This window comes from Giesbergeria giesbergeri, from assembly GCF_054779375.1.
Genome location: NZ_BAAGYJ010000007.1, coordinates 43,271 through 68,813, shown reverse-complemented (window position 1 = coordinate 68,813; position 25,543 = coordinate 43,271). Strand labels below are relative to the sequence as shown.

The 25,543-nt window shown below is 59.5% G+C and carries 19 protein-coding genes; 14 read left to right on the top strand and 5 right to left on the bottom strand.

The features are described 5' to 3' along the window. Position 1: 1 nt before the first annotated feature. On the bottom strand, positions 2-850 hold the full coding sequence (locus ACYVB2_RS11845) for a segregation and condensation protein A (RefSeq protein WP_460536680.1): 849 nt from the start codon (positions 848-850) through the stop codon (positions 2-4). Between the two features lie 93 nt (positions 851-943). Beyond that, positions 944-1,159: a DUF3460 family protein gene (locus ACYVB2_RS11840; protein WP_382433187.1), complete on the bottom strand. Its 216-nt coding sequence runs from the start codon at positions 1,157-1,159 to the stop codon at positions 944-946. Between the two features lie 45 nt (positions 1,160-1,204). On the opposite strand from ACYVB2_RS11840, the gene ACYVB2_RS11835 reads away from it, so the two are divergent. The 7 genes from ACYVB2_RS11835 (at position 1,205) to ACYVB2_RS11805 (ending at position 9,987) form a co-directional block, all read left to right on the top strand. Continuing rightward, entirely contained in the window at positions 1,205-1,714 is a 510-nt protein-coding gene (locus ACYVB2_RS11835) for an outer membrane protein assembly factor BamE (RefSeq protein ID WP_382433185.1), read from the top strand. A 12-nt stretch (positions 1,715-1,726) separates the two neighbouring features. Beyond that, positions 1,727-2,125: an alternative ribosome rescue aminoacyl-tRNA hydrolase ArfB gene (gene arfB / locus ACYVB2_RS11830; protein ID WP_382433183.1), complete on the top strand. Its 399-nt coding sequence runs from the start codon at positions 1,727-1,729 to the stop codon at positions 2,123-2,125. 217 nt (positions 2,126-2,342) lie between these two features. Beyond that, entirely contained in the window at positions 2,343-3,683 is a 1,341-nt protein-coding gene (locus ACYVB2_RS11825) for an SWIM zinc finger family protein (protein WP_382433181.1), read from the top strand. 1 nt (position 3,684) lies between these two features. Further along, positions 3,685-5,250: a DUF5691 domain-containing protein gene (locus tag ACYVB2_RS11820; protein WP_382433179.1), complete on the top strand. Its 1,566-nt coding sequence runs from the start codon at positions 3,685-3,687 to the stop codon at positions 5,248-5,250. A gap of 55 nt (positions 5,251-5,305) precedes the next feature. Further along, on the top strand, positions 5,306-6,391 hold the full coding sequence (locus tag ACYVB2_RS11815; RefSeq protein WP_382433177.1) for an ATP-binding protein: 1,086 nt from the start codon (positions 5,306-5,308) through the stop codon (positions 6,389-6,391). A gap of 15 nt (positions 6,392-6,406) precedes the next feature. Next, on the top strand, positions 6,407-8,767 hold the full coding sequence (locus ACYVB2_RS11810) for a DUF5682 family protein (RefSeq protein ID WP_382433175.1): 2,361 nt from the start codon (positions 6,407-6,409) through the stop codon (positions 8,765-8,767). Continuing rightward, positions 8,764-9,987, top strand: coding sequence for a VWA domain-containing protein (locus tag ACYVB2_RS11805; RefSeq protein ID WP_382433173.1), 1,224 nt, complete (start codon positions 8,764-8,766; stop codon positions 9,985-9,987). The genes ACYVB2_RS11810 and ACYVB2_RS11805 overlap by 4 nt, the downstream gene beginning before the upstream one ends. 32 nt (positions 9,988-10,019) lie before the next feature. On the opposite strand, the gene ACYVB2_RS11800 is transcribed toward ACYVB2_RS11805, so the two are convergent. Then, positions 10,020-11,702: a SulP family inorganic anion transporter gene (locus ACYVB2_RS11800; protein ID WP_382433171.1), complete on the bottom strand. Its 1,683-nt coding sequence runs from the start codon at positions 11,700-11,702 to the stop codon at positions 10,020-10,022. Positions 11,703-11,755: 53 nt separating this feature from the next. Beyond that, a complete protein-coding gene (gene metG, locus ACYVB2_RS11795; RefSeq protein ID WP_382433169.1) occupies positions 11,756-13,822 on the bottom strand; it encodes a methionine--tRNA ligase in 2,067 nt (688 codons plus the stop codon). 117 nt (positions 13,823-13,939) lie between these two features. Between metG and ACYVB2_RS11790 the strand changes: the two genes are divergently transcribed. The 7 genes from ACYVB2_RS11790 (at position 13,940) to apbC (ending at position 23,318) form a co-directional block, all read left to right on the top strand. Continuing rightward, on the top strand, positions 13,940-15,217 hold the full coding sequence (locus ACYVB2_RS11790) for a nitrate- and nitrite sensing domain-containing protein (protein WP_382433167.1): 1,278 nt from the start codon (positions 13,940-13,942) through the stop codon (positions 15,215-15,217). A gap of 384 nt (positions 15,218-15,601) precedes the next feature. Then, positions 15,602-16,390, top strand: a complete 789-nt coding sequence (cobA, locus tag ACYVB2_RS11785; protein ID WP_382433299.1) for a uroporphyrinogen-III C-methyltransferase — start codon at positions 15,602-15,604, stop codon at positions 16,388-16,390. Positions 16,391-16,694: 304 nt separating this feature from the next. Further along, the gene (nirB, locus tag ACYVB2_RS11780; RefSeq protein ID WP_382433165.1) at positions 16,695-19,139 is read left to right on the top strand and encodes a nitrite reductase large subunit NirB; all 2,445 of its coding nucleotides are present in this window, start codon (positions 16,695-16,697) and stop codon (positions 19,137-19,139) included. A 24-nt stretch (positions 19,140-19,163) separates the two neighbouring features. Then, entirely contained in the window at positions 19,164-19,475 is a 312-nt protein-coding gene (gene nirD / locus ACYVB2_RS11775; protein WP_382433163.1) for a nitrite reductase small subunit NirD, read from the top strand. 40 nt (positions 19,476-19,515) lie between these two features. Next, a complete protein-coding gene (locus ACYVB2_RS11770) occupies positions 19,516-20,328 on the top strand; it encodes a formate/nitrite transporter family protein (protein ID WP_382433161.1) in 813 nt (270 codons plus the stop codon). Positions 20,329-20,397: 69 nt separating this feature from the next. Next, a complete protein-coding gene (locus ACYVB2_RS11765) occupies positions 20,398-22,134 on the top strand; it encodes a protein kinase domain-containing protein (protein ID WP_382433159.1) in 1,737 nt (578 codons plus the stop codon). Between the two features lie 92 nt (positions 22,135-22,226). Beyond that, positions 22,227-23,318, top strand: a complete 1,092-nt coding sequence (apbC, locus tag ACYVB2_RS11760; protein WP_382433157.1) for an iron-sulfur cluster carrier protein ApbC — start codon at positions 22,227-22,229, stop codon at positions 23,316-23,318. Between the two features lie 22 nt (positions 23,319-23,340). Here apbC and ACYVB2_RS11755 read toward each other — a convergent pair whose 3' ends face one another. Further along, positions 23,341-25,356: a sensor domain-containing diguanylate cyclase gene (locus ACYVB2_RS11755; RefSeq protein ID WP_382433155.1), complete on the bottom strand. Its 2,016-nt coding sequence runs from the start codon at positions 25,354-25,356 to the stop codon at positions 23,341-23,343. Between the last annotated feature and the right edge of the window lie 187 nt (positions 25,357-25,543).

The window sequence follows — 25,543 nt, the reverse complement described above, 5'->3', positions numbered from 1 at the left end:
ATCAGACAGGCGTATAAGCCAACCTGACATAGATGGGGGCAAAGGCTTCGGCCTGGGTGATTTCGATCAGCGTTTCTTTGGCCAGTTCCAGCAAGGCAATGAAAGTGACGACCAACACGGTACGGCCTTGGGCCGGATCGAACAACGCTTCAAACTCGACAAAACGCCGCCCTTGCAAGGCGCGCAGCACTTGGCCCATGTATTCGCGCACGCTCAGTTCTTCGCGGCTGATGCGGTGATGTTGTACCAAAGTGGCCCGTTGCAGGATGTCGCGCCAAGCCATTTGCAAATCGGCCACGCACACCTCGGGTAGGCGCTGTTGCAGGCTTTGCCCCATCACGGCCTGTGCAACCCAAAAGTCACGCCCCTGCTGTGGTGCTTGGCCCAACTGCACAGCAGCGCCTTTGATCTGCTCATACTCTAGCAGGCGGCGCACCAGCTCGGCACGGGGGTCTTCTACCTCGTCGCCGCTGTCGGCTTTGCGCACCGGCAGCAACATGCGCGATTTGATCTCGATCAGCATGGCAGCCATCAGCAGGTACTCGGCGGCCAGCTCTAAATTCCGGCTGCGAATCTCTTCGACATACGCCAAATACTGGCGTGTGAGCGCCGCCATTGGAATATCGAGGATATTGAAATTCTGCTTGCGAATCAGGTACAACAGCAAGTCGAGCGGGCCTTCAAAGGCGTCGAGCATCACCTCCAGCGCATCGGGCGGGATATACAGATCGGCAGGCAACGCAAACAAAGGCTGACCATACAGGCGTGCCAAGGCTGCGCTGTGGCTATCGACAGACTCTACAGGCACGGCCGCATCTGCCAAGGCCACTGGGGGCAGCTTGGCAGACATATTGGCAGGGAGACTGCCCATTATTGGCTCATGCCTCTATCGCCTGAATCGCTGGGGGCACAGGGCGCACCCATACCAACGACTTTGCTGTGCTTACAAATCCTTGCTGGGACTGGCTTGGTAGGGATAGGGCTTTTGTGCCACACGGCCAGCATCGTAGTCTTGCCAGACTTCGCGATCCACCTCCTTATCCCACAGCAGGGCGCGGCCTGCCACTTGCTGGGCGTCCAACTCGGGGCGCTGGGCCTTGAGCTGATTGATGAACTGTGTCGCGTCGGACATGTAATGGGGGCGGGCAAAGATGGACATGGACTGGGTTAACCTCTCTGACCTGAATTTTACTGGGGTAGCGCGATGCCGTCTTTCAAACACCTTGCAAGCACCGTTGTCATGGGTTGCGCCCTGCTGGCCCTGAGCGGCTGCGACCCCCAGCGCATCAGCGAACTTGAGGAGGGACTATCGACCGAAGTGGATGTGCGCGACCGCTTTGGCGTGCCCGACCATGTGTGGGATGAAGGCGGCGGCAGCCGCACGCTGGAATACAACCGCCAGCCCGCCGGAATGCGCAATTACATGATCACCATTGGCCCCGATGGCAAGATGAGCGCCCTGCGCCAAGTGCTCACGCCAGAGAACTTTGCCCGCATCACCCCCGGCATGGGCATGGACGAGGTGCGCAAGCGCCTGGGCAAACCCGCCAAAGTCACGCCCTTGGCACTACAGAATGAAACCCACCATGATTGGCGTTTTTTGGAACCACCCCATACGCCCATGCTGTTTACGGTGGTGACAGATAAGCAACTGCGGGTGTTGCGCACGCAAATAGGGCCAGACCCCCATACACAACAGGGTGGGGGGCGCTGAGGAGTGCCCCCCATGCCCCACACCATTCACCCGCACGAAGTGGAATTCAGCGCGGTGCGCGCCCAAGGGCCGGGCGGCCAAAACGTCAATAAGGTCTCTAACGCCATCCATTTGCGCTTTGATATTGGCCGCTCCTCTTTGCCGCCCACCGTGAAGGAGAAGCTGCTGCAATGGCAAGACCAACGCATCACCAAAGATGGCGTGATCATCATCAAAGCACAGTCCTCCAGCAGCCGCGAGCAAAATAAGGCAGAAGCACTGGCACGCCTTGCTGAACTCATTGCCAAAGCCTCTGTGGTGTTGCCAGTGCGGCGCGCCACCAAGCCAACCTTGGCCTCTAAGCGGCGGCGGCTGGAGGGCAAATTGCTGCGCTCTGGCATCAAATCCAGCCGGGGCAAGATAGCCTTGTAGGCAGACAAAACCGCCAAACCCGTACGCCCACCACTGTGCGCCACAGGGCTTGCGGCAAGTGGCACCAGTTGCCAATCCTGCGTGGTTTTTCCACCATAGTTGTTTGATATCACTATTTGTTACCGATAGCCATGCCTAGACCCCGCTACGATGGGAGATTATTTCTCGGGCAGCGCGCCGGGCGCCTGTCATCTCTCCTTGCGTTCCATAGGTGTCCATGCAGCAATTCAGCGCCGAATCTGTTCTCGCCCTGGCCCCCGATGCGGCCTCGGCCAAAGCCGCCAATGGGCTGACCAAACCGGGGCAGTGGCCTCTGTTGGGTGCCAGCGATGCCGCCGTCTGGGGCGAATGCCAAGGCAGCAGCCGCTACCAAACACAGGTAGACTTGTCTGGCCCCTCGTTTCGCTGCTCCTGCCCCAGTCGCAAGTTTCCATGCAAACATGGCTTGGCACTGCTGCTACTGTGGGCCAAGAACCCAAGCCAGTTTCAACAAGGCTCCCCCCCCACTTGGGTGAGCGAATGGCTGGCCTCGCGCACCGAACGCAGCCAGAAAAAAGAAGAAAAACAGCGCGAAAAAGCGGCCGAGAAGGCTGCCGACCCCCATGCTGCCGAAGCAGCCCTCAAGAGCGCCCAAAAACGCTGGAGCCGCATTGACAAGGGGGTGGCCGAATTGCAGCAATGGCTGCTTGACCAAGTAGCCCAAGGGCTGGGCCACCTCACTCCCGCCAGCCACGAGGCGTGGGAGAGCATGGCCGCCCGCTTGGTGGATGCGCAGGCACCGGGGCTAGCGCAACGTGTGCGCTATGCCGCCGCTGCCTTGCTCGATGGCCCGCAATGGCCCGAAAACGTGCTGCGCCGCCTCGGGCTGCTGCAACTGGCCTGCCATGCCATCCAGCGCCGTGATGCCTTGGACGAAGGTGCCAGCGCCGATCTGCGGGCGCTCATGGGCTGGCCCATCGATAAAGACACCGTATTGGCACAAGCCACCAAAGTGAGTGACCAATGGCAGGTGCTGGGCGTGGTTCAAGAAGAGCGCGACAACAACCTGATCGAGCGCCGGGTTTGGCTGCATGGCGTGCAAACGGGGCAGCGGGCCTTGGTGTTAGACCATATCTTTCCGGGTCGGGTGTTTGAGCAGTCATGGATGGCACTGAGCCAAGTGCAGGCCACACTGGCGTTTTATCCCAGCGCCGCACCACTGCGGGCCTTGGTGGTGCAAACCGAAGCCATCACACCCGCCGCCGACCAACCGCCCCCGCCTACCAGCACCCCAGCACAAGAATGGCAAGCCGTGGCACAGCGTGTGGCGGCCAACCCTTGGGGCAGCCTGCACCCGCTGCGCTGCCACAACACCACCCTGACTTCTGACGGTGAGCGGTTTCACCTGCACTGGGATGATGTAGCACTGCCACTACAACTGCACCTCAACGATGGCTGGGCCTTGTTGGCGCTCAGTGGCGGCCACCCTCTCACGGTGCAAGGCGAGTGGGACGGCAGCAGCCTGCGCCCACTCACTGCCCACAGCCCCGAAGGTTTCTGGATATGGAGTCCCGTCTGACATGAGCACCCCGCAAGCCTCCAGCCCCTGGAAAACCCTGCTGCCCCCAGCAATGGTGGGCACCGACAAAAAGCCCTTGCAGATGCCCATGCTGGAGGGCGCTGTAGGCCAATTGCTGGCACAGCTCCAGGCCCCAACCAGCCCTCCAGCGCAAGTCCTATTGCAAGCAGCAGGGGTCTTGACCGTCTGCGAACGCGCAGGCCAACGGCCTGTAGCGGCGTCCACACCTGCCAGCCACGGCGTGGCAGCTACCGACACCTTGCAACAACCGCTGCAAGACAAGGCGCTCAAAGACACAACGCGCTGGCTATTGACCGATGCGCCACAACGACTGCAAATCGACTGGTTCCAACAGATGGCCGCTGCGGGTTGGCGCCTACCCGCCACCCTACTGCCACTGGCACTAGACACCGCCCAGCGCGCCAGCGCCCTGCGCCCTGCGGTGGGAGGCGTCTTGGGCGAGCGAGGCCGCTGGCTGGCACGGCACCACAGCGCCTGGCGCTATGCTGCAGGCAGTACCGACAGCGCCCCACCCGACACCCGCTGGCAAGAAGGCACCCTGGCCCAACGCCTGCAATTGCTACGCCAAGAACGCCAAACCCAACCCGGCGCCGCCCGCGAACGCCTGCAAGCCAGTTTGTCTGATTTGCCCGCCAAAGAGCGGGCCGAACTGTTGGCGGTGTTACAAACCGGTTTATCTGCCGACGATGAAGCCTTGCTCACCACACTGGCCAGCCAAGACCGCAGCCGGGACGTGCGCCAAACCGCCCGCACCCTGCTGGTGCAATTGCCCAACAGCGCCATCACCCAAGCAGCCATTGGGCGCTTGCAAGCCTGTATCCAAGCATCCACCAAAAAGGCCGGTTGGACTATTGCCCCCCCAGAGGCCGCCGACCCCGATTGGAAAAACCACGGTATTGACGCCGAACGCCCCACCCACGAGCGTTTGGGTGAACGTGCTTGGTGGCTGTACCAACTAGCCCGGCAGGTGCCCTTGGCTTGGTGGGAACAACACACCGGCATGACCCCCGAAGCCTTGCTGCAATGGGCGCGCAAGGGCGATTGGACAGAAGCCCTGGTACGTGCTTGGTGGGAAGTGCTGCGCCCAGCCCCGGTGGTGGCATGGTGCCATGCCTTTCTGGAGCACTGGCCCGGCAAGGCCATGCCAGAATCCCCCGCCGCTGTGCTGGCGCTGCTATCGACAACCCAGCGCGAACCCTACTGGCAGCGCACGCTGGAATCCATCCACAAGCCGCAACAGGGCAACCTTGAGGAAGTCATGCAGCAAATAGTGGCTGCCTACCCGCCTGGGCAGTACCTGTCAGCGCCACTATCGCAACTGCTGGTGGAGAAGCTATCGCTCTACCAGCCACGCTACTACTACCAATTGCAACTGGCGGATGTGTGCTGCGTGCTCCACCATGATGCTTTGGCGCCCCTGTTGGCACTGGCCCAACACTCCAGCCAACACGAAGGCAAACCCACCGAAGCCTTGGCACAAGCACTGCGCCAACAGCTGCCCGTGCTCATGGCACGGCAGACCATGGCTCGCCTGCCCCGCGCCTGACATTTTTCGTCTTCAGTCCAGCCCTCACCCGAATCCCTCGCACCCAAGGAAATCCATGAGCACCGCCAACGCCCTGCGCCAACACGCTGAATACCAATTTGCCCACGAACTCGAAGAGCTGAAAAAAGTAGACAAACACCCGCGCCCGGCCAATTGGGTGTTGTCGCCGTGGGCCGTGGTGTCGTACCTGATGGGCGACAAACTCGACAACGGTTTTGAACTCAGTGCCAAATACATCGGCAGCCGCCGCTTGATGGAAATTGCCGTCTCTACCTTAGCGACCGACCGCGCCTTGCTGCTCTATGGCGTGCCCGGCACAGCCAAATCGTGGGTGTCGGAGCATCTGGCGGCAGCCGTCAGTGGCAACTCCACCTTGCTGATTCAAGGCACCGCCGGCACGAGCGAAGAACAACTGCGCTACGGCTGGAACTACGCCCAACTGCTGGCGCACGGCCCGTCTGAAAAAGCCTTGGTGCCCAGCCCGCTGATGAATGCCATGAAAGACGGCAAAATCGCCCGCGTGGAAGAGCTGACCCGCATCCCGGCCGATGTGCAAGACTCGCTCATCACCGTGCTGTCAGAAAAAACCCTGCCCATTCCCGAACTAGGCTCCGAAGTGCAGGCCGTGCGCGGCTTTAGCGTGATTGCCACCGCCAACAACCGCGACAAGGGCGTGAACGAACTCTCGGCCGCGCTCAAGCGCCGCTTTAACACCGTGGTGCTGCCGGTGCCCGCCTCGGAGGATGAAGAAGTCTCCATCGTCGTCAAGCGCGTGAACGAAATGGGCCGGGCCTTGCAACTGCCTGCCGAACCACCCGCGCTGAAAGAAGTGCGCCGCATTGTGCAAATTTTCCGTGAGTTGCGTAGTGGCCGCACTTTGGATGGCAAAACGCAGCTCAAATCACCCAGCTCCTCGCTCTCCACCGCCGAGGCCATTTCTGTCATCAACAACGGCATGGCGCTGGCCGGGCATTTTGGCGATGGCGTACTGCACCCGCACGATGTGGCTGCCGGACTGATTGGCGCGGTGGTGAAAGACCCGGTGCAAGATGCTGTGGTCTGGAAAGAGTACCTCGACATTGTGGTCAAAGAGCGCGAAGACTGGAAGAGCCTGTACCGCGCCTGCAAGGAACTCGAATAACAACAGGCCACCGCTGTGAGCAAAGTCCACTATTTTGGTATCCGCCACCACGGGCCGGGCTGCGCGCGCAGCTTGCTCCATGCCTTTGAGGCCCTGCAACCCGACTGCGTGCTGGTAGAAGGCCCGCCCGAAGGCGAAGGCGTGCTGGCGGCCCTGTTGTCTGAGCAGATGCAGCCCCCGGTGGCCCTGCTCAGTTATTGCCCCGATGAACCCCGGCGGGCCGTGTACCACCCGTTTGCGGTGTTCTCGCCCGAGTGGCAGGCACTGCGCTGGGCCTTGCAACGGCAAGTGCCCGCCTCCTTCATTGACCTGCCGTTGGTACACCAATTGGCTCTGGCCAAAGCGCGCGAAGAAGAGCAAGCCGCCCAAGAAGCTGTCGAAGCTGCTGTCGAAGCAACGCCCGCAGCGACGACCGAAGCCGAACCCAGTGCCGATGCCACCGCGCCCAACCAAGACAGCCCCCCCGAACCCAGCTACCGCACCGACCCCCTGAACTGGCTGGCCCAAGCCGCAGGCCATGCCGATGGCGAAAGCTGGTGGAATCACACCGTAGAAGAGCGCGGCGACGGCGAAGAACTGTTTGCTGCCATTGCCGAAGCCATGACCACACTGCGCGCCGACCTGGGCGAGCAGGCCGAAGAATCCTGCCCTTACCGTGCCCGGCGCGAACTGCTGCGCGAAGCCTATATGCGCCAGCGCGTCCGCGAGGCGGTAAAAAAGGGCCACGAGCGCATCGCCGTGGTCTGTGGTGCTTGGCATTTGGGCGGCTTGCAAACCACGGTCAAGGCCAGCGCCGACAATGCGTTACTCAAAGGGCTGCCCAAACTCAAGGTGCAATCCACCTGGGTGCCTTGGACATACCGCCACCTGAGCCGCGACAGCGGCTACGGCGCAGGCATTGAAGCCCCCGGCTGGTATGAGCACCTGTGGCTGCACGGCCAAGCCGTGGATGCCAACCCCACCACCGCCCCGCCACGCACCGTGGGTTGGCTGGCGCGTGTAGCCAAATTGATGCGCGAACGCGATTTAGACTGCTCCAGCGCCCACCTGATTGAAGCCACCCGGCTGGCCGACAGCTTGGCCGCACTGCGCCAACGCCCGCAGGCCAGTTTGGAAGAGCTGCACGAGGCCACGCGCACCGTCTTAACGATGGGCGACGATACTGCCTTAGGCTTCATTGCCGATGCCCTGCTGGTAGGCCACCGCATGGGCCAAGTGCCGCCCGACGTGCCCACCGTGCCGCTGCAAAAAGACGTAGAGCAGCAGCAAAAATCGCTGCGCCTCAAACCCGAGGCCACGCACCGCATGCTGGACTTGGACTTGCGCCAGCCCAACGACTTGGGCCGTAGCCACCTGCTGCACCGCCTGCGCCTAATAGACCTGCCTTGGGGGCGGCCCAGCAGCAACGGTAGCTCGGCCAAAGGCACTTTCCACGAAATTTGGGCACTGCAATGGCAACCCGAATTTGCGGTGCGCCTAATTGAGGCCAGCCAATGGGGCCAAACGCTGGTAGCGGCGGCCTGCGCTGCCAGTTTAGACCGCGCGCAAAAAGCCGAAACGCTGGGAGCCTTGTCGCAACTGGTGCAAGAGGTGCTGTTGGCCGACCTCGAGCCCGCAGTGCAAGCCATCACACGCATCTTAGAAAACCGCGCCGCCGTCAATGGTGACACGGTGCAGTTGCTCGAAGCCCTGCCACCACTAGCCAATGTGTTCCGCTACGGCAATGTGCGCCAAACCGACACCGGCATGGTGGCGCACATGCTCGATGGCTTGATCGTGCGTGCCGCCATCGGCTTACCGTTGGCGTGCAGCGGCATCGATGACGACAGCGCCCACACACTGCGCAGCACCATTTTGGCCGCCCACAGCGCCGTAGCCCTGCGCGATGCCGAAGAGCAAACCCAAGCCTGGCAACGCGCCCTGCGTTTGGTGGCCGAGAGCAGCACCGCCCACGAGTTGCTGCAAGGCTTGGCCGCACGTCTGTTGCTGGATGAAGGCGTGTGGCAAGGCAACGATGCTGCCACCGCCTTGTCCTTGCATCTGTCCAGCAGCACACCACCGTTGCAAGCTGCGGCTTGGCTAGAGGGCTTCCTCAACCGCAATGCGATGGTGCTCCTGCACGACAACCAACTTTGGCAACTGGTCAACGACTGGCTGTGCAGTTTGGGCGAAACCCACTTCACGCACATTTTGCCGTTGGTGCGCCGCACTTTCTCGGCCTTCAGCGCCAGCGAGCGCCAAGACTTGGGCCAGCGCGCCCGCCAAGGCGGCCACAGCACAGCCAGTGCCGCCAGCGTAACGGCCCCGCAGTGGGACGACACTTTGGCCGCGTTGCCCGTGCCACTGCTGCAAACCATTCTCGGAATTGCCCCATGACCGCCGATACCTCCGCCAGCCTAGACACCACGCCCCCCCTTAGCGAAGAAGAACGCCTGCGCCGCTGGCGCTTGGTTTTGGGTGGCGAAGCCGAAGGCAGTTGCGGCAAACTCTCGGGCCCAATGGCCGAAATGGACCAAGCCTTGGCTGCGCTGTACGATGCCGATGGCAAAAACGGCCTGGGCAAATCCTCCGAGCGCCGTGGCGGGCGCGGTGGCTCCTCGCCCAGCGTGGCCCGGTGGCTGGGCGATATTCGCAAATACTTTCCTACCCCGGTGGTGCAGGTGATGCAGCGCGATGCGCTAGAACGGCTTGACCTGCGCGAATTGCTGCTGCAACCCGAAATGCTTGAAAGCGCCCATGCCGATGTGCATTTGGTCGCCAACTTGATCGCCTTGTCGGGCGTGATTCCGGCCAGCACCAAAGAAACCGCCCGCATGGTGGTGCGCAAGGTGGTCGATGAGCTGCTGAAAAAACTCGAAGAACCCATGCGCTCCGCCGTGACGGGCGCCTTAGACCGCAGCCAGCGCAACCGCCGCCCACGCCACAGCGAGATTGACTGGAACCGCACCATCCGTGCCAACCTGCGCCACTGGCAAGAAGAGTACCGCACCATCGTGCCACAGCAACTGATTGGGTATGGGCGCAAAGCCCGCAGCCCACAGCGCGAGGTGGTGTTGTGCATAGACCAAAGCGGCTCCATGGCGGCCTCGGTGGTGTATTCCAGCATCTTTGGGGCCGTGATGGCCTCCTTGCCTGCGGTGGCTACCAAAATGGTGGTGTTTGATACCAACATCGTCGATCTGACAGAACAACTGGATGACCCCGTAGAACTGCTGTTTGGCGTGCAGTTGGGCGGCGGCACCGACATCAACGGCGCGGTGGGTTACTGCCAGTCCATCATTCGCGAGCCACGCAACACCATTTTGGTACTCATTTCGGATTTGTACGAAGGCGGTGTCGAAGCCAACTTGTTGCGCCGTGCGGCCTCGCTGGTAGAGTCGGGCGTGCAATTTATCACCCTGCTGGCCCTGAGCGACGAAGGCGCACCCTCGTATGACCGGGCGCTGGCCGCCAAGCTGGCGGCACTGGGCGTGCCCTCGTTTGCCTGCACCCCCAATGCCTTTCCCGATCTGATGGCCGCCGCCATCCGCAAAGAAGACATCAATGCTTGGGCCTCTACACAGGGGCTGGTAGCCACGCCCAAGGGCCAGCCCTAAAGCCCCGCAGTAGCCCTCTCCTCACCATCAAATCAAGGTTGGGGCGCTTTTTGCGCCGCATTCTGCGCGGCTACCCGTTGCGTAAAACCAGAACGCTCCATCAACGAGCGCGGTTGTTCCTGCGCTTGACAAAAATGCAAGACGCCACCGCGCAAGCCCACAGCCTTGAGAATCTGCTCTAGGCCATCAAGCCCAGTGGTATCCAAGGCAAACAGGCCGCTCATATCCAACACCACCTCAACCCCTTCGGGGCCAGACTCCACCGCCTGCACCATTGGATCGACCTTGGCCACTGCGCCAAAAAATAGTGCGCCATGCAGTTGCCAGATCAATCGAGGGCGTGGCCCAGCGGTGATAGCACATCCGGGTGCAGGCTCCGACAGTGGCTCTGCCCGAAACAAAGCACCCATGCGCCGCACAAACAGCACACAGGCCAGCGCCAGCCCTACCTCCACGGCCACGGTCAGATCAAACACCACGGTGAGGAAGAAGGTGCCTAGCATCAAGAGCCGGTAATGGTTGCTGAAATGTTTGAGCCGGACAAACTCGTGCCACTCCCCCATGTTCCAAGCAACAAACAACAAAATGCCCGCCAACACGGCCAGCGGAATATGCAGGGCCAGCGGCGCGGCCAGCAGCACAATGACGGCCAACACCAAGGCATGCACCATTCCAGCCACTGGGGTGGTTGCCCCAGCGCGCAAATTGGTCACCGTACGGGCAATGGTGCCCGTGACCGGCATGCCACCAAAGAAGGGCACCACCAAATTGGCGATGCCCTGCGCCATCAGTTCTTGGTTGGGGTCGTGCTTGCGGATATGCGGATCGGTGGCAAGTTGATCGGCCACCCGCGCGCACAACAAAGACTCGATGGCACCCAGCAAGGCAATGGTCAGGGTGGGGGTAGCCAACAACCGCGCCGTCTCCCACGAGAACGATGGCAAGGCAAACGCTGGCGGCTGTTGCGGAATACCGCCAAAGCGGCTACCAATGGTCTCCACCGGAAGCTCTAACAGGTAAGCCAGTGCTGTGAGCGTGACCAGCGCCACCACGGGGGCAGGTACACGGGCAAACACACGCACGGTATGCCCTTCCGCCACACGCAGCACTGGCGAGCCTTTCAGAAAAAGGCGAGGCCACAGAAAAAGCCCCCCTAGGCAGGCCAGTCCCAGCCCCAGCGCATAGACATTGATGGTATCGATATGCAGTGCCAACACATGCACCTGCGAGAAGAAATTGCCCGGCATCTTCTCGATGTCCAGCCCCCACCAATCTTTGAGCTGCGACAGGGCAATCAGCACGGCAATACCGTTGGTAAAGCCAATCACGATACTCACCGGCACAAAACGCACCAGATTGCCCATCCGAAACAACCCCAGCGCCAGCAGCAACACCCCGGCACAGGCGGTAGAGATGAGCAGGTTGGCCAGCCCGTAGCGTTCGACGATGCCATAGACAATGACAATGAAAGCCCCAGCAGGCCCGCCAATTTGCACATTGGTGCCCCCCAACAGCGACACCAAAAAGCCCCCAATGATGGCTGTCCACAGCCCCGCCTCGGGCTTGAGGCCGCTGGCAATCGCAAACGCCATAGCCAGAGGCAGCGCCACAATGCCCACGGTGGCCCCTGCACCAATATCGGTCAGCGCCCGACCACGGTCGTAACCACGCAAAGCATCCAAAGCACGGGGGCGAAAAGCAAAAGACCAGGACATACAGACGCTCCAAAAAAGGCGATTGGGCAAGACCGGTACGTGTGCTGCGGCGCTCAGTGGATACGCATCCCCGGCGTGGCACCGGGCCAAGGGCTCAGCACATAAATACCGGGATGGGCCTTCTCATCGCCGTGGCTGGCGGCCAGCACCATGCCTTCACTGATGCCAAACTTCATCTTGCGTGGCGCCAAATTAGCCACCATCACCGTCAGTTTGCCAATCAAGTCTTCGGGTTTGTAAACGCTGGCAATGCCACTGAACACATTGCGCGTGCGGCCTTCACCCACGTCCAGCGTCAGGCGCAGCAGCTTGGTGGAGCCTTCTACGGCTTCGCAGTTAACGATTTGGGCAATGCGCAGGTCGATTTTGGCAAAGTCATCAATGCTGATGGTGGGGGCCAGCTCCTCGCCACCGGGGATGGTTTTTTCTGGCTCCGGGGCCGCAGGGGGTTCAAACAAGGCTTCGAGTTGCTTGGCGTCAACGCGCTGCATCAGGTGCTGGTAAGCGCCGATGGCATGGCCTGGGCCCAAGGGCTGTTGCAAGCTGGCAAAGCTCATAGGCTCTACCTTCAAAAAGGCTTCTACCTGTGCAGCCACGGCGGGCAATACGGGCTTGAGCAAAATGGTTAGCACTCGGAAGGCTTCGATGCAGGTGGTGCATACATCATGCAGCCGGGCCTCCATGCCTTCTTGCTTGGCCAACTCCCACGGTTTGTTTTGATCCACGTAGGCGTTTACGCGATCGGTCAGCAACATGGTTTCGCGCAGGGCTTTGCCATATTCGCGCTCGGCCAGCAGTTCGATAATGGCCGGGGCAGCAGCACGCAGGTGTTCTAACAGCGCATCGCCATCGGCAGAGACCTCACCCAACACACCGCCAAAGCGTTTGCTGATAAAGCCTGCCGCACGGCTGGCAATATTGACGTATTTGCCCACCAAATCGCTGTTGGCACGGGCCATGAAGTCATCCGCATTAAAGTCAATGTCTTCGTTGCGGCTACTCAACTTGGCTGCGAGGTAGTAGCGCAACCACTCGGGGTTCATGCCCAAAGCCAAGTATTTGAGCGGGTCAAGGCCAGTGCCCCGGCTTTTGCTCATTTTCTCGCCATTGTTCACGGTGAGGAAGCCATGCACAAACACCGAATCGGGCACCTTGCGACCACTGAACTTGAGGGTAGCGGGCCAAAACAGGGTGTGGAAGGTCACAATATCTTTGCCGATAAAGTGGTATTGCTCCAGTGCTGGATTAGCCATGTAGTCGTCATAGCTTTGGCCACGCTTGTCCAGCAAGTTTTTGAGCGATGCCAAATAGCCAATTGGGGCATCCAGCCAGACATAAAAATACTTGCCCGGCGCATCAGGGATTTCAATACCAAAATAAGGTGCATCACGGCTAATGTCCCAATCGCCCAAGCCCTCGCTGGTGGTGCCATCGGGGTTGGTGCGCACCGTAAACCACTCGCGCACCTTGTTGGCTACTTCGGGTTGCAAGCGGCCGTTTTGTGTCCAGTCTTCCAAAAAGGCCACGCAGCGCGGATCGGACAGCTTAAAGAAGAAATGCTCTGAGCTTTTCAGCACCGGCTTGGCCCCTGACAAAGCCGAATAAGGCTCGATCAGGTCGGTGGGGGCATACACCGCGCCACAGACTTCGCAGTTGTCACCATACTGGTCTTTGGCATGGCATTTGGGGCACTCGCCTTTGATAAAGCGGTCGGGCAAGAACATGTTCTTCTCGGGATCGAAGAACTGCTCGATAGTGCGTGTCTCAATCAGGCCATTGGCTTTGAGGTCGCGGTAAATGTCTTGCGCCAGTTGGTGGTTTTCTGGGGCATCGGTGCTGTGCCAGTTGTCAAACTGGATATGAAAACCATCCAAATACTGCTGGCGACCTGCGGCAATATCAGCCACAAACTGCTGCGGTGTTTTGCCCGCCTTTTCGGCAGCAATCATGATGGGAGCACCGTGGGTATCGTCGGCCCCGACAAAATTTATCTCATTGCCCAACATGCGGTGCGTACGCACCCAGATGTCGGCCTGGATGTATTCCATGATGTGGCCGATATGGAAGTTGCCATTGGCGTAAGGCAGGGCAGTGGTAACAAAAATTTGGCGTGCGGACATGGTGATGAGCGACTGGATGCGGGGTCAGCGCGCTGTGCAGCGCGGAACCAATCATTTTAGGCGGGCACGATCTTCGCTTGAAAAGAGACTGAATCATCTTTTCAGACAAAGGCTCCGATGAAAACAGCACTGGGTTTCTTGGTGGCAGCACGACGTTGTGAAATTCGTGATCTTGAACAACTCACCCTCACCTGCGAACTGGTAAAAATTGTCAGTGAGCTGGTGCATTGCTTTCAGCGCGAACGCGGCACCTCCAACATCTTTCTAGGCTCTGGTGGGCACAACGTGGCCGCACAGCGGCAGGCCTGTATTGCTGCCAGCGTATCGGTAGAGGCGCAATGGCGGGCATGGATTGATCCGTTGGCTCTGGACGGCGTGTGCGGATCTGGGGGCGTGCGTCTGTTTACCCACATTGCCTTGGTGCTGCATGGACTCGATGAGCTACCCAAGCTACGGGCCGACATACAGGCGCTGCAATGCTCCACCGGACATGCCACCAAACTCTACAACCGGTTGATTGCCGCCTTGCTCGGTTTGGTATTTGAAGCCGCTGATATTGCGACCGACCCCACCGTCTCTCGATTGCTTGTGGCCTTGTTCAACCTTATGCAGGCCAAAGAGTACGCAGGTCAAGAGCGGGCGGCAGGAGCTGCCGCCTTTGCGTTGGGAAAAATCACGCCCGAAGAGGTACAAGCCTTACAAGCCCTGATCGACTTGCAAGAGCAATGTTTTCAGCGTTTCGAAACCTTCAGTGCCCCCGAGAGCTTGCAACAATGGCAGGCACTGCAAAGCCGGCAACCACTGGTGGAATTGGAGCGGATGCGGCGCAAACTGATGGCCGGGTTGCCCACAGGCCAACGCGACGGCACTCTGGCCCAAAGCTGGTTCGATTGCTGCTCTTTGCGCATGGATCAGGTGCATCTGGTGGAGTCCCACTTGGCCACCAGTTTGCAGCAGGTCTGCGCCCATCGGATCAGCGCCAGCCAAGCCGAGCTGGAAGACCACCGGGTGCTGCTGGCTGCGCTGGATTCTCTTTCAGAAATCACAGCTCCACCGGTTGTCTTGATGCCTGGTGACTGCCTAGCGGCAGCACCCGACACCCTGCTCACTGGCGATGGCATGGGGCCACGGGTGATGCGTTCCATTTTTGACAGTCTGCAAATTCAATCGCAAAAACTGCAGGCCGTCAGCGAAGAACTGGCCGTGGTGCGCGGTGCGCTGGAAGAGCGCAAGGTGATCGAACGGGCCAAAGGCCTGCTGATGGCCCACCAAGGGCTGAGTGAAGAGGAGGCCTACCGCCTGTTGCGGCAAACGGCTATGGGCAAAAACCGTCGAATCATTGATGTAGCCCGAGCGGCACTGTCGATGGTGGAGTTGCTCCCGGTGCGCAGCTGAACGCCCATCTGCACGGTGCAGACAGCACCAGCCTTGTGCAAGCAACGCACCGACTTTGCGCAAAGCAGATGCCATGTGGGTGTGTGGATGGCTCTGTGGCAAGCGTGGCACGCTTGATGCTTTACCAGCCCTGAGGGCAGGCCAATGACGGCTGGGCCTATTGCAGACTGCTCTGCATCTATTTTTTGATTTTTGAACAACGGCGTTCATTTTGGCTCGGCCACCCAAGGCTGCGGGTCGGGATGAACGCCGTTTTCATTTTGGCATCAGGAGCCACCACCCATGACCACCCCCCCATCCACAAAAACCGCCAAAACCTCCATCACCCCAGAGGGATGGGGTTCGATGCTGGCCCCTCTGCACCGCACCTGCGGCGCTGGTTTGATGCCTCTGGAGGCACCCGGCACCGTCACACTGGTGGGTGCGGGGCCGGGCGATCCAGAGTTGCTCACGCTCAAGGCCATCAAGGCCATTGCCAGTGCCACGTTGCTGATGGTGGATGACTTGGTCAACGATGCGGTGTTGGGCTACGCATCGCCACAAGCCCGTATTGTTCATGTGGGCAAACGGGGCGGCTGCATCTCTACGCCACAGAGTTTTATCGAGCGATTGATGATCATGGCCGCCCGACAAGGAGAAACCGTGGTTCGCCTCAAAGGGGGTGATCCTTTTATCTTTGGTCGGGGCGGGGAAGAAGTGGAATACCTGCGGGCTGCAGGCATCACGGTGCGGATTGTGAATGGCATCACGGCAGCCCTGGCAGCAGCCAGCAGCCTAGAGACACCGCTGACCCACCGCGATCGGGCGCACGGTGTGGTGTTTGTCACAGGCCATGCCAAGCCTGGTGCGGCAAACACCCACTGGGCAGCATTGGCTGCCTGTGCCCATGAAGCCCAACTCACGTTGGTGATTTATATGGGGGTAACCCATATCACCACCATCGAGCAAGGTTTGCTGCAAGGCTTACCCGCCCACACCCCGGCAGCGATTGTGGAGCACGCCAGCCTGCCACAACAGCGCCAAACCCGCTGTCTGCTTGGCAATCTGGCCCAAACTCTGCAAATGCAGGGTTTGGGCAGCCCCTCCATTTTGGTGGTGGGGGATGTGCTGCAAGGTATGGCCCAATGGCATGAGAACGCATCGGCCGGACATCAGCTCTATGCCCAAAGATAAGCACAGAGGCTTGATATTTTGGTGCAGCGGTACCTTGTGCAGCCCCGAACTGGTGAAGCGCATCGCCAGCCCTCCCCCTGCCCCCTCTTGCACAGAGTGCAAAAAAGTCAATAAAAACAATCTATTCAATCGATTTCCATCACTGGCACCGATCTTGCATCGGTGCAGTGAATGCCGGAGCAACGAAGCTCCGGTACCGTGCTTGAAGTGGAGCTAGCGGACAACGGCGTCCGTCACTGGTTGGGGTACTTCCCCAGCCTTTGACGCGACGCCTTTTTTTATTGCTTCTTTGATTGGAGCTGCCATGAAAAAACAGAAACTCGTGCTCGTTGGCAACGGCATGGCCGGGGTGCGCACACTGGAAGAGTTGCTCAAACTCGCCCCCGATCTTTATGACATCACGGTATTTGGCGCAGAGCCTTACGGCAACTACAACCGTATCCTGCTCTCGCCTGTGCTGGCCGGGGAGATAGCCTTGTCAGAGATCATCCTGAACGATCGGGACTGGTATGAAAAGCACGGCATTACGCTGCACACAGGCAAGACCGTCACGCAAATTGACCGCGCCAACCGCCGGGTGGTAGCAGACGATGGCACGGGGGCAGACTATGACTACCTGCTGCTCGCTACCGGCTCCACCCCTTTCATACTGCCCATTCCGGGCAGCCACCTGCCAGGCATTCTGGGCTATCGGGACATTGCCGATACCCAGGCCATGCTGGCGGCTGCCCAGCAATATCAACACGCTGTGGTGATTGGTGGCGGCCTGTTGGGGCTGGAGGCAGCCAACGGCCTGAAGCTGCGCGGCATGGACGTGACGGTGGTGCATCTGGGGCCGTGGCTGCTGGAACGCCAACTCGATGCTGCTGCGGGTCAGATGCTGCAAACATCACTGGAAAGCAAGGGGCTGAAGTTTTTGTTGCAAACACAAACCGAGGCGCTGATAGCGGGCAAAAGTGGTCGGGTGGCGGCTGTGCAGTTGCAGGGTGGGCTGCAAATTCCGGCCGAGTTGGTGGTGATGGCCACGGGCATTCGTCCTGAAACCACATTGGCACAAGCAGCAGGGCTGCATTGTCAGCGGGGGGTGGTCGTCAACGACGCGATGCAAACCGATGACCCGCATATCTATGCAGTAGGGGAATGCGTCAACCACCGTGGCATTGCCTACGGTCTGGTAGCACCATTGTTTGAGCAGGCCAAAGTGGCTGCTAACCACTTGGCAGGCCAGCGCACCAGCAGCTACACCGGATCGGTCACTTCCACCAAACTCAAGGTCACGGGCATTGATCTGTTTTCGGCAGGTCAGTTCATGGGGGGAGAAGGCACAGAAGAAATCGTGCTCAATGACCCACACGGTGGCCGCTACAAAAAACTGGTGCTTCAGGAGGGGCGCTTGGTTGGCAGCGTGCTGTATGGGGACGTGGGCGATGGCCCGTGGTACTTCCAACTGCTGAAGGAAGAGCGCAACATCCAAGAGCTGCGTGACCGCCTGATTTGGGGCCCATCGTCGGGTGCCCAAGCCCAGCAGCCGGGCCAAAATTCTGCCGCTACCTTGGCAGATTCTGCCGAAGTTTGCGGCTGCAATGGTGTTTGTAAAGGCACCATCGTACAGGCCATCCAAGAGCAAGGTCTAGCCAGCCTGGACGAGGTGAAAAAACACACCAAGGCGGCCTCCTCGTGTGGTTCCTGCTCGGGCTTGGTGGAGCAGATTCTGGCGGCCACTCTGGGGGACAACTACACACCCACGGCCCAGAGACACAAACCCCTTTGCGCCTGCACAGAACACTCGCACCAAAGCGTGCGCCAAGCCATCTTGGCACACCACCTGACCCGCAAAGAGGCGGTGTTTGACGCACTGTCCTGGAAGACACCCAACGGCTGTGACAAGTGCCGCCCAGCCATCAACTACTACCTGCTCTCGAGTTTTCCGCACGAGGCCCAAGACGATCCGCAATCGCGCTTTATTAACGAGCGGGCACACGCCAATATCCAAAAAGATGGCACTTACTCGGTGGTGCCACGGATGTGGGGAGGACTGACCAACCCCGCCGAACTGCGCGCCATTGCCGATGCGGCTGAAAAATACCGGGTGCCCACGGTGAAGGTGACCGGCGGCCAACGCATCGACCTGCTGGGTATTCGCAAAGAAGACCTCCCCGCTATCTGGGCCGACCTCAATGCCGCAGGCATGGTCTCAGGCCATGCCTATGGCAAATCCATCCGTACCGTCAAAACCTGTGTGGGTGCCGAGCATTGCCGTTTTGGCACCCAGTTGGCGATGGATATGGGCATCCAACTGGAGAAGATGCTGTTCGACATGTATGCACCACACAAGGTGAAGCTGGCCGTATCGGGTTGCCCACGCAACTGTGCCGAAGCTGGCATCAAGGATGTGGGCGTGATTGGTGTGGACTCGGGCTATGAACTCTACATCGGTGGCAACGGTGGCATCAAAACAGAAGTCGCCCAGTTTCTGTGCAAGGTGCGCTCCGACCAAGAGGTCATGGAGTATTCGGGAGCCTTTTTGCAACTCTACCGGGAGGAGGGTTGGTATCTGGAGCGCACCTGCCACTACTTGGAGCGCGTGGGGATGCCCTACATCCAAAACAAGATCGTGCAAGACCCCGAAGGCCGCCGCGCCTACTACGCACGTTTGCGCGATGCACTCAAGAACGCACAAGACCCCTGGGAAAGCTCACGCGCACCCCGCCCTATCCAACAGTTCATCCCCATCCAACTCCAAGCCTGACCCCTTGCCAACGAGGAACAAAAAATGCACCACTGGAAACCGATTTGCCTGCTGGAAGATATTCCGCCGCTGGGCTCACGCATCGTGCAACGCCCCAGCGGCGGGGACATTGCCATATTCCGCAACGCAGAAGACGAGGTGTTTGCCTTGCACGACCAATGCGCACACAAAAACGGCCCTCTGTCGCAAGGCATCGTGCATGGCCGCAAAGTGACCTGCCCCCTGCATGGCTGGCACTTCAATCTGGAGACCGGCCAAGCCTTGGCGCCCGATGTCGGCTCCTGTGCCACCTTTGCCATCAAGGTAGAGCACGGCCAAGTTTTGCTGGCGGTTTAAGCGCCTCTTTGATCTCACGTACTGTAACCAAGGATAGTTTATGGCCTACCTCGTTCCTGCCGAATTCGTGACCAAGATGGTCGATGCCGGTGAATCCAAAATCTACATGGCAACCCGCGATGTCTTGATTCGCTCTTATATGGCCGGCGCCATTTTGGCGTTGGCAGCGGTTTTTGCCGTGACCGCCTCGGTGCTCTCCGGCTCGCCACTGGTGGGTGCCATTTTGTTCCCCGTCGGCTTTTGCATGCTCTACTTGCTGGGGTTTGACTTGCTCACTGGCGTTTTTGTGCTCACTCCGCTGGCTTGGCTAGACAAGCGCCCCGGCGTGACCATCAAGGCCATTCTGAAAAATTGGGGACTGGTTTTTACGGGCAACTTTTTGGGTGCACTGACCGTGGCCTTCATGATGTCCTTCATTTTTACCTATGGTTTCTCCATCCCCCCCAATGACATCGGCACCAAAATCGGCCACATCGGCGAGGCCCGCACCTTGGGTTATGCCCAATATGGTTTGATGGGCTGGATCACTATTTTCATTCGTGGCATGTTGTGCAACTGGATGGTGTCCACTGGGGTGGTCGGGGCCATGATCTCCACCACCGTCAGCGGCAAGGTGATTGCCATGTGGATGCCGATCATGCTGTTTTTTGCCATGACGTTTGAGCACTCGGTGGTCAATATGTTTCTCTTTCCATCGGGCCTGATGATGGGTGGCAACTTCTCCATCGTGGATTACTTCATCTGGAATGAAATCCCAGTGGTGTTGGGCAATTTGGTGGGTGGCTTGGCCTTTACTGGCCTGACTTTGTACACCACCCATGTGCGCACCGCCCCTAAGCGCACGCTCGGCTAATCATCGACTGCCGCCCACAGCCCCGCTCCTGCTTTTTGGCATGCGCTAGGGGTTTGTGGGCCCGTCCCTATGACTGCGCCAACATTGAAAATCACCGCCGGGCAATACTCGGATGCGGGTCGCAAGGAGCAGAACCAAGATTTTCATGGTCTCTGCATTCCTCAAGGTTCACCGCTTCAGAACAAGGGCATTGCCATAGCCCTGGCCGATGGCATTAGCAGCAGCCAAGTCAGTCAGATGGCAGCACAGTCGGCAGTGACGGCTTTTTTAGAAGATTACTACTGCACATCGGATGCTTGGTCGGTCAAGACATCAGCAGAACGGGTGCTCACGGCCACCAATTCTTGGTTGCACGCACAAACCCAGCAAAGCCAGCACCGCTACGACAAAGATCGGGGCTATGTGTGCACGTTCAGTGGCCTGATCCTCAAATCCACCACGGCCCATCTGTTTCATGTGGGCGATACACGCATCTACAAATGCCACGATGGCAGGCTAGAGCTACTGACCGAAGACCACCGCGTCTGGGTGTCGGCAGAGCAGAGCTACTTGGCGCGCGCCTTGGGCATCGCCCGCCATTTAGAGATCGACTATAGCGCCCTCCCCCTCTCCGTAGGGGATGTGTTTTTGTTAGCCAGCGATGGCGTGTACGAGTTTATAGATGCCGCTTTGGTTATTGCCGGCCTCCAAACAGCGGCAGACCTGAACCTGGCAGCACAACAGATCGTGCAAGAAGCGTTGCGGCGCGGCAGTGGCGATAACCTGACCTTGCAGATCGTCCGCATCGACCAGCTCCCCGAGCCACAGGCCCATGAAATGCAGCACCAGCTGTCGGCATTGCAGATGCCCCCGCTACTGGAAGCGCGCATGGAGTTTGACGGCTACCAGATCATCCGCGAGATCAAGGCCAGCCACCGCAGCCATATCTATCTGGCCGTGGATGGCGAGACGGGCCAGCAGGTGGTCATCAAAACCCCCAGCGTGGACTTGCAAACCCAGCCCACTGCCTTGGAGCATTTTCTGATGGAGGAATGGATTGCCCGGCGCATCCACAGTCCGCATGTGCTCAAATCCTGCCCCCCCCCACGCGAGCGCCACTACCTTTATGTGGTGACCGAATATGTCGAGGGACAAACACTGGCCCAGTGGATGACCGACCACCCCCACCCCGATTTGGCCCGCGTGCGCGCTCTGTTGGATCAGATAGCCAAAGGTCTACGGGCCTTTCATCGGCTGGAAATGGTGCACCAAGACCTGACACCGCACAACATTCTGATTGACACGATGGGCACGGCCAAGATCATCGATTTTGGGGCCACCCAAGTGGCCGGGGTGGCTGAGCTGTCGCCTTCTTTGGGGCCACCTGCGCTGCTAGGGGCCACATCGTATGCGGCACCAGAGTATTTTTTGGGCGAAAACGGCTCGGTGCGCTCCGACATTTACGCTTTGGGCGTCATTGCCTACCAGATGCTATCGGGCCAACTGCCTTATGGTGCCGAAGTACCCAAAGCCAGAACCCGGGCGGCGCAGCGCAAATTGCGCTACTGCTCGGTGCTGCATGAGGAGAGAGAAATTCCGGCTTGGGTGGATGATGCCCTGCGCAAGGCCGTACACCCTGACCCGTGGCAACGCTATGGCGAGCTGTCGGAGTTTATATACGACCTGCACCACCCCAACCCCAATTTTCTGCACCAAAACCGCCCACCGCTGATTGAGCGCCATCCGGTGCTTTTTTGGAAGACCATCTCCTTCGTGCTGCTGGTCTTGCTGGTGGTGCTTATCATGGCGGCCTGGGGTCTGCGATAGCCAGCACAGCACACAGGCCTGCCGATTGTCCTGTCTGCACAGGGGTTGGGGCAGTTGGCTAGACTAGCCCTCCCCCACAGGAGTTAATGCAAATGGCAGTCACAGAACAAGCCCTTTTGGCGGCGCTCGCGCGCGTGCTAGACCCCCACACCGGCCAAGATTTGGTGAGCAGCCGGGCACTGCGCAATGTGCAGATCAACGGCAGCCATGTCTCTTTTGACGTGGTATTGGGCTACCCGGCCAAAAGCATCATCCCGCTCCTGCAAAGCCGCCTCACAGAGGCCGCCAAGGAGGTGGCGGGTGTAGAACAGGTGCAGGCCCACATCAGCAGCCACATCACAGCCCATGCCGTGCAGCGGGGCGTGGCCCTGCTGCCGGGTGTGAAAAACATCATTGCCGTGGCCTCGGGCAAGGGTGGCGTAGGCAAAAGCACCACAGCGGCCAACTTGGCACTGGCACTGGTGGCCGAGGGTGCGCGTGTAGGTGTGTTGGATGCCGATATTTATGGCCCCAGCCAACCCATGATGCTGGGTATTGATGGCAAGCCCGAGAGCCTGGATGGCAAAACGATGGAGCCGCTAGAAAACCACGGCGTGCAGGTGATGTCGATTGGCTTTCTGGTCGATGCCGACCAAGCCATGATTTGGCGTGGCCCAATGGCGACCCAAGCCTTAGAACAACTGCTGCGCCAAACCAACTGGAAAGAACTCGATTACCTGATCGTAGACATGCCGCCGGGCACTGGTGACATCCAACTCACCCTGAGCCAGCGTGTGCCCATCACGGGTGCCGTGATCGTGACAACACCGCAAGACATTGCACTGCTGGATGCCAAAAAAGGCATCAAAATGTTTGAGAAGGTGGGCGTCCCCATTTTGGGGCTGGTGGAGAACATGGCCGCCCATGTCTGCTCGCATTGCGGCCATGTAGAGCATATCTTTGGGGCAGAAGGTGGCAAAAAAATGGCGGCCCAATACGGCATCGACTATCTGGGCGCGTTGCCACTGGATATGCAAATCCGCTTGCAGGCCGACTTGGGCAGCCCCACCGTGGTAGCCGCCCCCGACAGTGAAGTGGCCCACATCTATCGCACGGTGGCCCGAGAAGTGGCCGTCAAGATTGCGCTACAAGCCAAGGATTATTCGGCCAAGTTTCCTAGCATTTCGATCAGCAAGAACACCTGATGGGCTAGCAGGCCAGACTGGCTCAGTCGGCCTGTGCCACGGTGCTGGCATAGGCCACCACCCGGTTGCGCCCTTGTTGTTTGGCTTGGTAGAGGGCTGCATCAGCCTGCTCAAACAGTGTCTGTGCCGCTTGGGGTACTGTGTCTGGCTCGGTACACACGTCAAGGGCCGGAGTGGGGGTAAACACAGGCTGTATGCTGGTGGTGCCAATGCTGACTGTGACGCAGCCTGCAACGCTGGAGTCGGCATGCTCCATCGCCAGCGCCTCCACCGCCGCCCGAATACGCTCGGCGCTCTGCTGGGCCTGCTCCACATCGGTATCGGGCAACAGCACAGAAAACTCCTCGCCACCATAGCGGGCCGCCAACTCCCCAGCACGGCTGGCACAGGCCGCAATGGCCGCAGCCACTTGGCGCAGGCACTCGTCTCCAGCCACATGGCCGTAGTGATCGTTGTAGGCTTTGAAATGGTCTACATCAATCATCAGCAGTGACAGCGGCGTGTGGTTGCGCATGGCCCGGTGCCATTCCAAGACTACATGCTCATCCAAGGCCCGCCGGTTGGGAATTTGCGTCATGGGGTCTAGGCGCACTTTCTCCTCCAAGGCCGTGCGGTAGTTGGTCAGCTCCTGTTCGGACTGTTTGCGTTCCGTGATGTCTTGGATGGTGCCAATCATCCGGGCCACCCGGTCTTGCTCTACCTCGACTTCGTATTCGCCCCACACCTCCACCCAGCGCAATGCTTGGTTGTCCATGCGTTGAATCCGGTATTGCGTGCGCAGTGGTGTGCGTTGTGCCATCGCATCACGGTGGATGGTCAGCACTCTTTGGCAGTCTTCTTCGGGAATGGCACTCATCCATTCTTGTAGCGACAGCACGCCCGTGTGGGACATGCCAAAAATCTCATTGGCCATTGACGACATCAAAAACTGCTTCTGGTCTAGATCAAAGGCAAAGTAACCGACCGAGGCAGCCTTCTGCGCCCCCTCCAACCAACGCATATTGCGCTGCAGTTGGGTTTTGAGTTCGCGCTCGCGGCGCCAAGCCCGCCGCTGCACATAGGCAAAGACCAAACCTGCCAACAACAACAGCAGACTGACAGGTAAGCTCAAGGCCAATATCTCGCGCAACTGGGTATCGGCAAAGGCTTCGGCCACATCGATCTTAGACACCATGATCCAAGGAGAGTCGGGCACGGCACTGGCCATCGCCATCACAGCACGGCCCCGGTAGTCGTGACCATACAGCACGCCACGCGCTCCAGCCATGGCTTGCACCACAGGGTCGTCAGGCGGCATCTGAGACAGCTGAAACACCGACTTGCCATTGGTGTCGTGGCGCAGTGGGCTCAATGCCCGCACTTCGTCACCGTGGCGGCTAAAGAGCGTAGATTCGGCTGTCTCGCGCGGTGTGGGCCAAGTTTGCAGCTTGGTATAGAGGTTGGTGCGTACGTCACTGACCAACCAAACCGCGCCCACCGGCTCGGTGCCCTCAAACAGAGGCACGATGACGCTCAGGAACGGAAACGCAAAGAAATCATCACGGCGCGGCTCCACCACGGTCACGATGGCCTGTGCCAATGCCTCTTGCAATGCCTGCATCTCTGGTGCTGGCAGTCGGCCATTGGTATCTCCATGGGGAGTGAGCCACAACCGCCCCTGGGCATCGAGCAAATAAACCGCTGTGTATTTGGCCCGCTCTTGAAAAATGCGCAAACGCTCTTGAATGCGCAGGGTGAGCACGGTGGCCCCAGGCACCTGCAACCACTGCGAGGCAGACTGCGCAAACATGCTGTCATCGGCCAAGGTGCTGGCATCGATCAGCCGTTGCTCGCGCCAGTCGAGCAGGCTTTGGGTCTGCAAATAATTGACGGTGTGCAGTTCTCGTTCAATCTGGTGCCGGGTATGCTCTTCACGGCTTTGGTAGGCCTGCACCAGCCCCCACAGAACACCCCCCAGCGCCAGCAGGCCCACCAATGCCAACACCCGCCCCCCCCATAACCGGGACTGATACCATGAAAAAGCTGGTGGCAGCGGCATATTGAAAGTAGAGGACGCTAGACAGAAAACCCGATAGAGAACAATAGCGTACCGGCAAAATGTGTTCCAAAGAGAGCCACGGACACTGTGTCGATATGTAAAACGGTGCATTATCGTGGTCTGTGTCCGATTGCGCATCGGGCCTGTGTTTTAACCGACTGTTTCGTGACCCCCTGCCTGGAGTGCT

Coding starts and splice junctions, on each gene's coding strand:
- ACYVB2_RS11845 (WP_460536680.1), bottom strand. CDS start 850: ATGTCTGCCAAGCTGCCCCCAGTGGCCTTGGCAGATGCGGCCGTGCCT.
- ACYVB2_RS11840 (WP_382433187.1), bottom strand. CDS start 1,159: ATGTCCATCTTTGCCCGCCCCCATTACATGTCCGACGCGACACAGTTC.
- ACYVB2_RS11835 (WP_382433185.1), top strand. CDS start 1,205: ATGCCGTCTTTCAAACACCTTGCAAGCACCGTTGTCATGGGTTGCGCC.
- arfB (WP_382433183.1), top strand. CDS start 1,727: ATGCCCCACACCATTCACCCGCACGAAGTGGAATTCAGCGCGGTGCGC.
- ACYVB2_RS11825 (WP_382433181.1), top strand. CDS start 2,343: ATGCAGCAATTCAGCGCCGAATCTGTTCTCGCCCTGGCCCCCGATGCG.
- ACYVB2_RS11820 (WP_382433179.1), top strand. CDS start 3,685: ATGAGCACCCCGCAAGCCTCCAGCCCCTGGAAAACCCTGCTGCCCCCA.
- ACYVB2_RS11815 (WP_382433177.1), top strand. CDS start 5,306: ATGAGCACCGCCAACGCCCTGCGCCAACACGCTGAATACCAATTTGCC.
- ACYVB2_RS11805 (WP_382433173.1), top strand. CDS start 8,764: ATGACCGCCGATACCTCCGCCAGCCTAGACACCACGCCCCCCCTTAGC.
- ACYVB2_RS11800 (WP_382433171.1), bottom strand. CDS start 11,702: ATGTCCTGGTCTTTTGCTTTTCGCCCCCGTGCTTTGGATGCTTTGCGT.
- metG (WP_382433169.1), bottom strand. CDS start 13,822: ATGTCCGCACGCCAAATTTTTGTTACCACTGCCCTGCCTTACGCCAAT.
- ACYVB2_RS11790 (WP_382433167.1), top strand. CDS start 13,940: ATGAAAACAGCACTGGGTTTCTTGGTGGCAGCACGACGTTGTGAAATT.
- cobA (WP_382433299.1), top strand. CDS start 15,602: ATGCCTCTGGAGGCACCCGGCACCGTCACACTGGTGGGTGCGGGGCCG.
- nirB (WP_382433165.1), top strand. CDS start 16,695: ATGAAAAAACAGAAACTCGTGCTCGTTGGCAACGGCATGGCCGGGGTG.
- nirD (WP_382433163.1), top strand. CDS start 19,164: ATGCACCACTGGAAACCGATTTGCCTGCTGGAAGATATTCCGCCGCTG.
- ACYVB2_RS11770 (WP_382433161.1), top strand. CDS start 19,516: ATGGCCTACCTCGTTCCTGCCGAATTCGTGACCAAGATGGTCGATGCC.
- ACYVB2_RS11765 (WP_382433159.1), top strand. CDS start 20,398: ATGACTGCGCCAACATTGAAAATCACCGCCGGGCAATACTCGGATGCG.
- apbC (WP_382433157.1), top strand. CDS start 22,227: ATGGCAGTCACAGAACAAGCCCTTTTGGCGGCGCTCGCGCGCGTGCTA.
- ACYVB2_RS11755 (WP_382433155.1), bottom strand. CDS start 25,356: ATGCCGCTGCCACCAGCTTTTTCATGGTATCAGTCCCGGTTATGGGGG.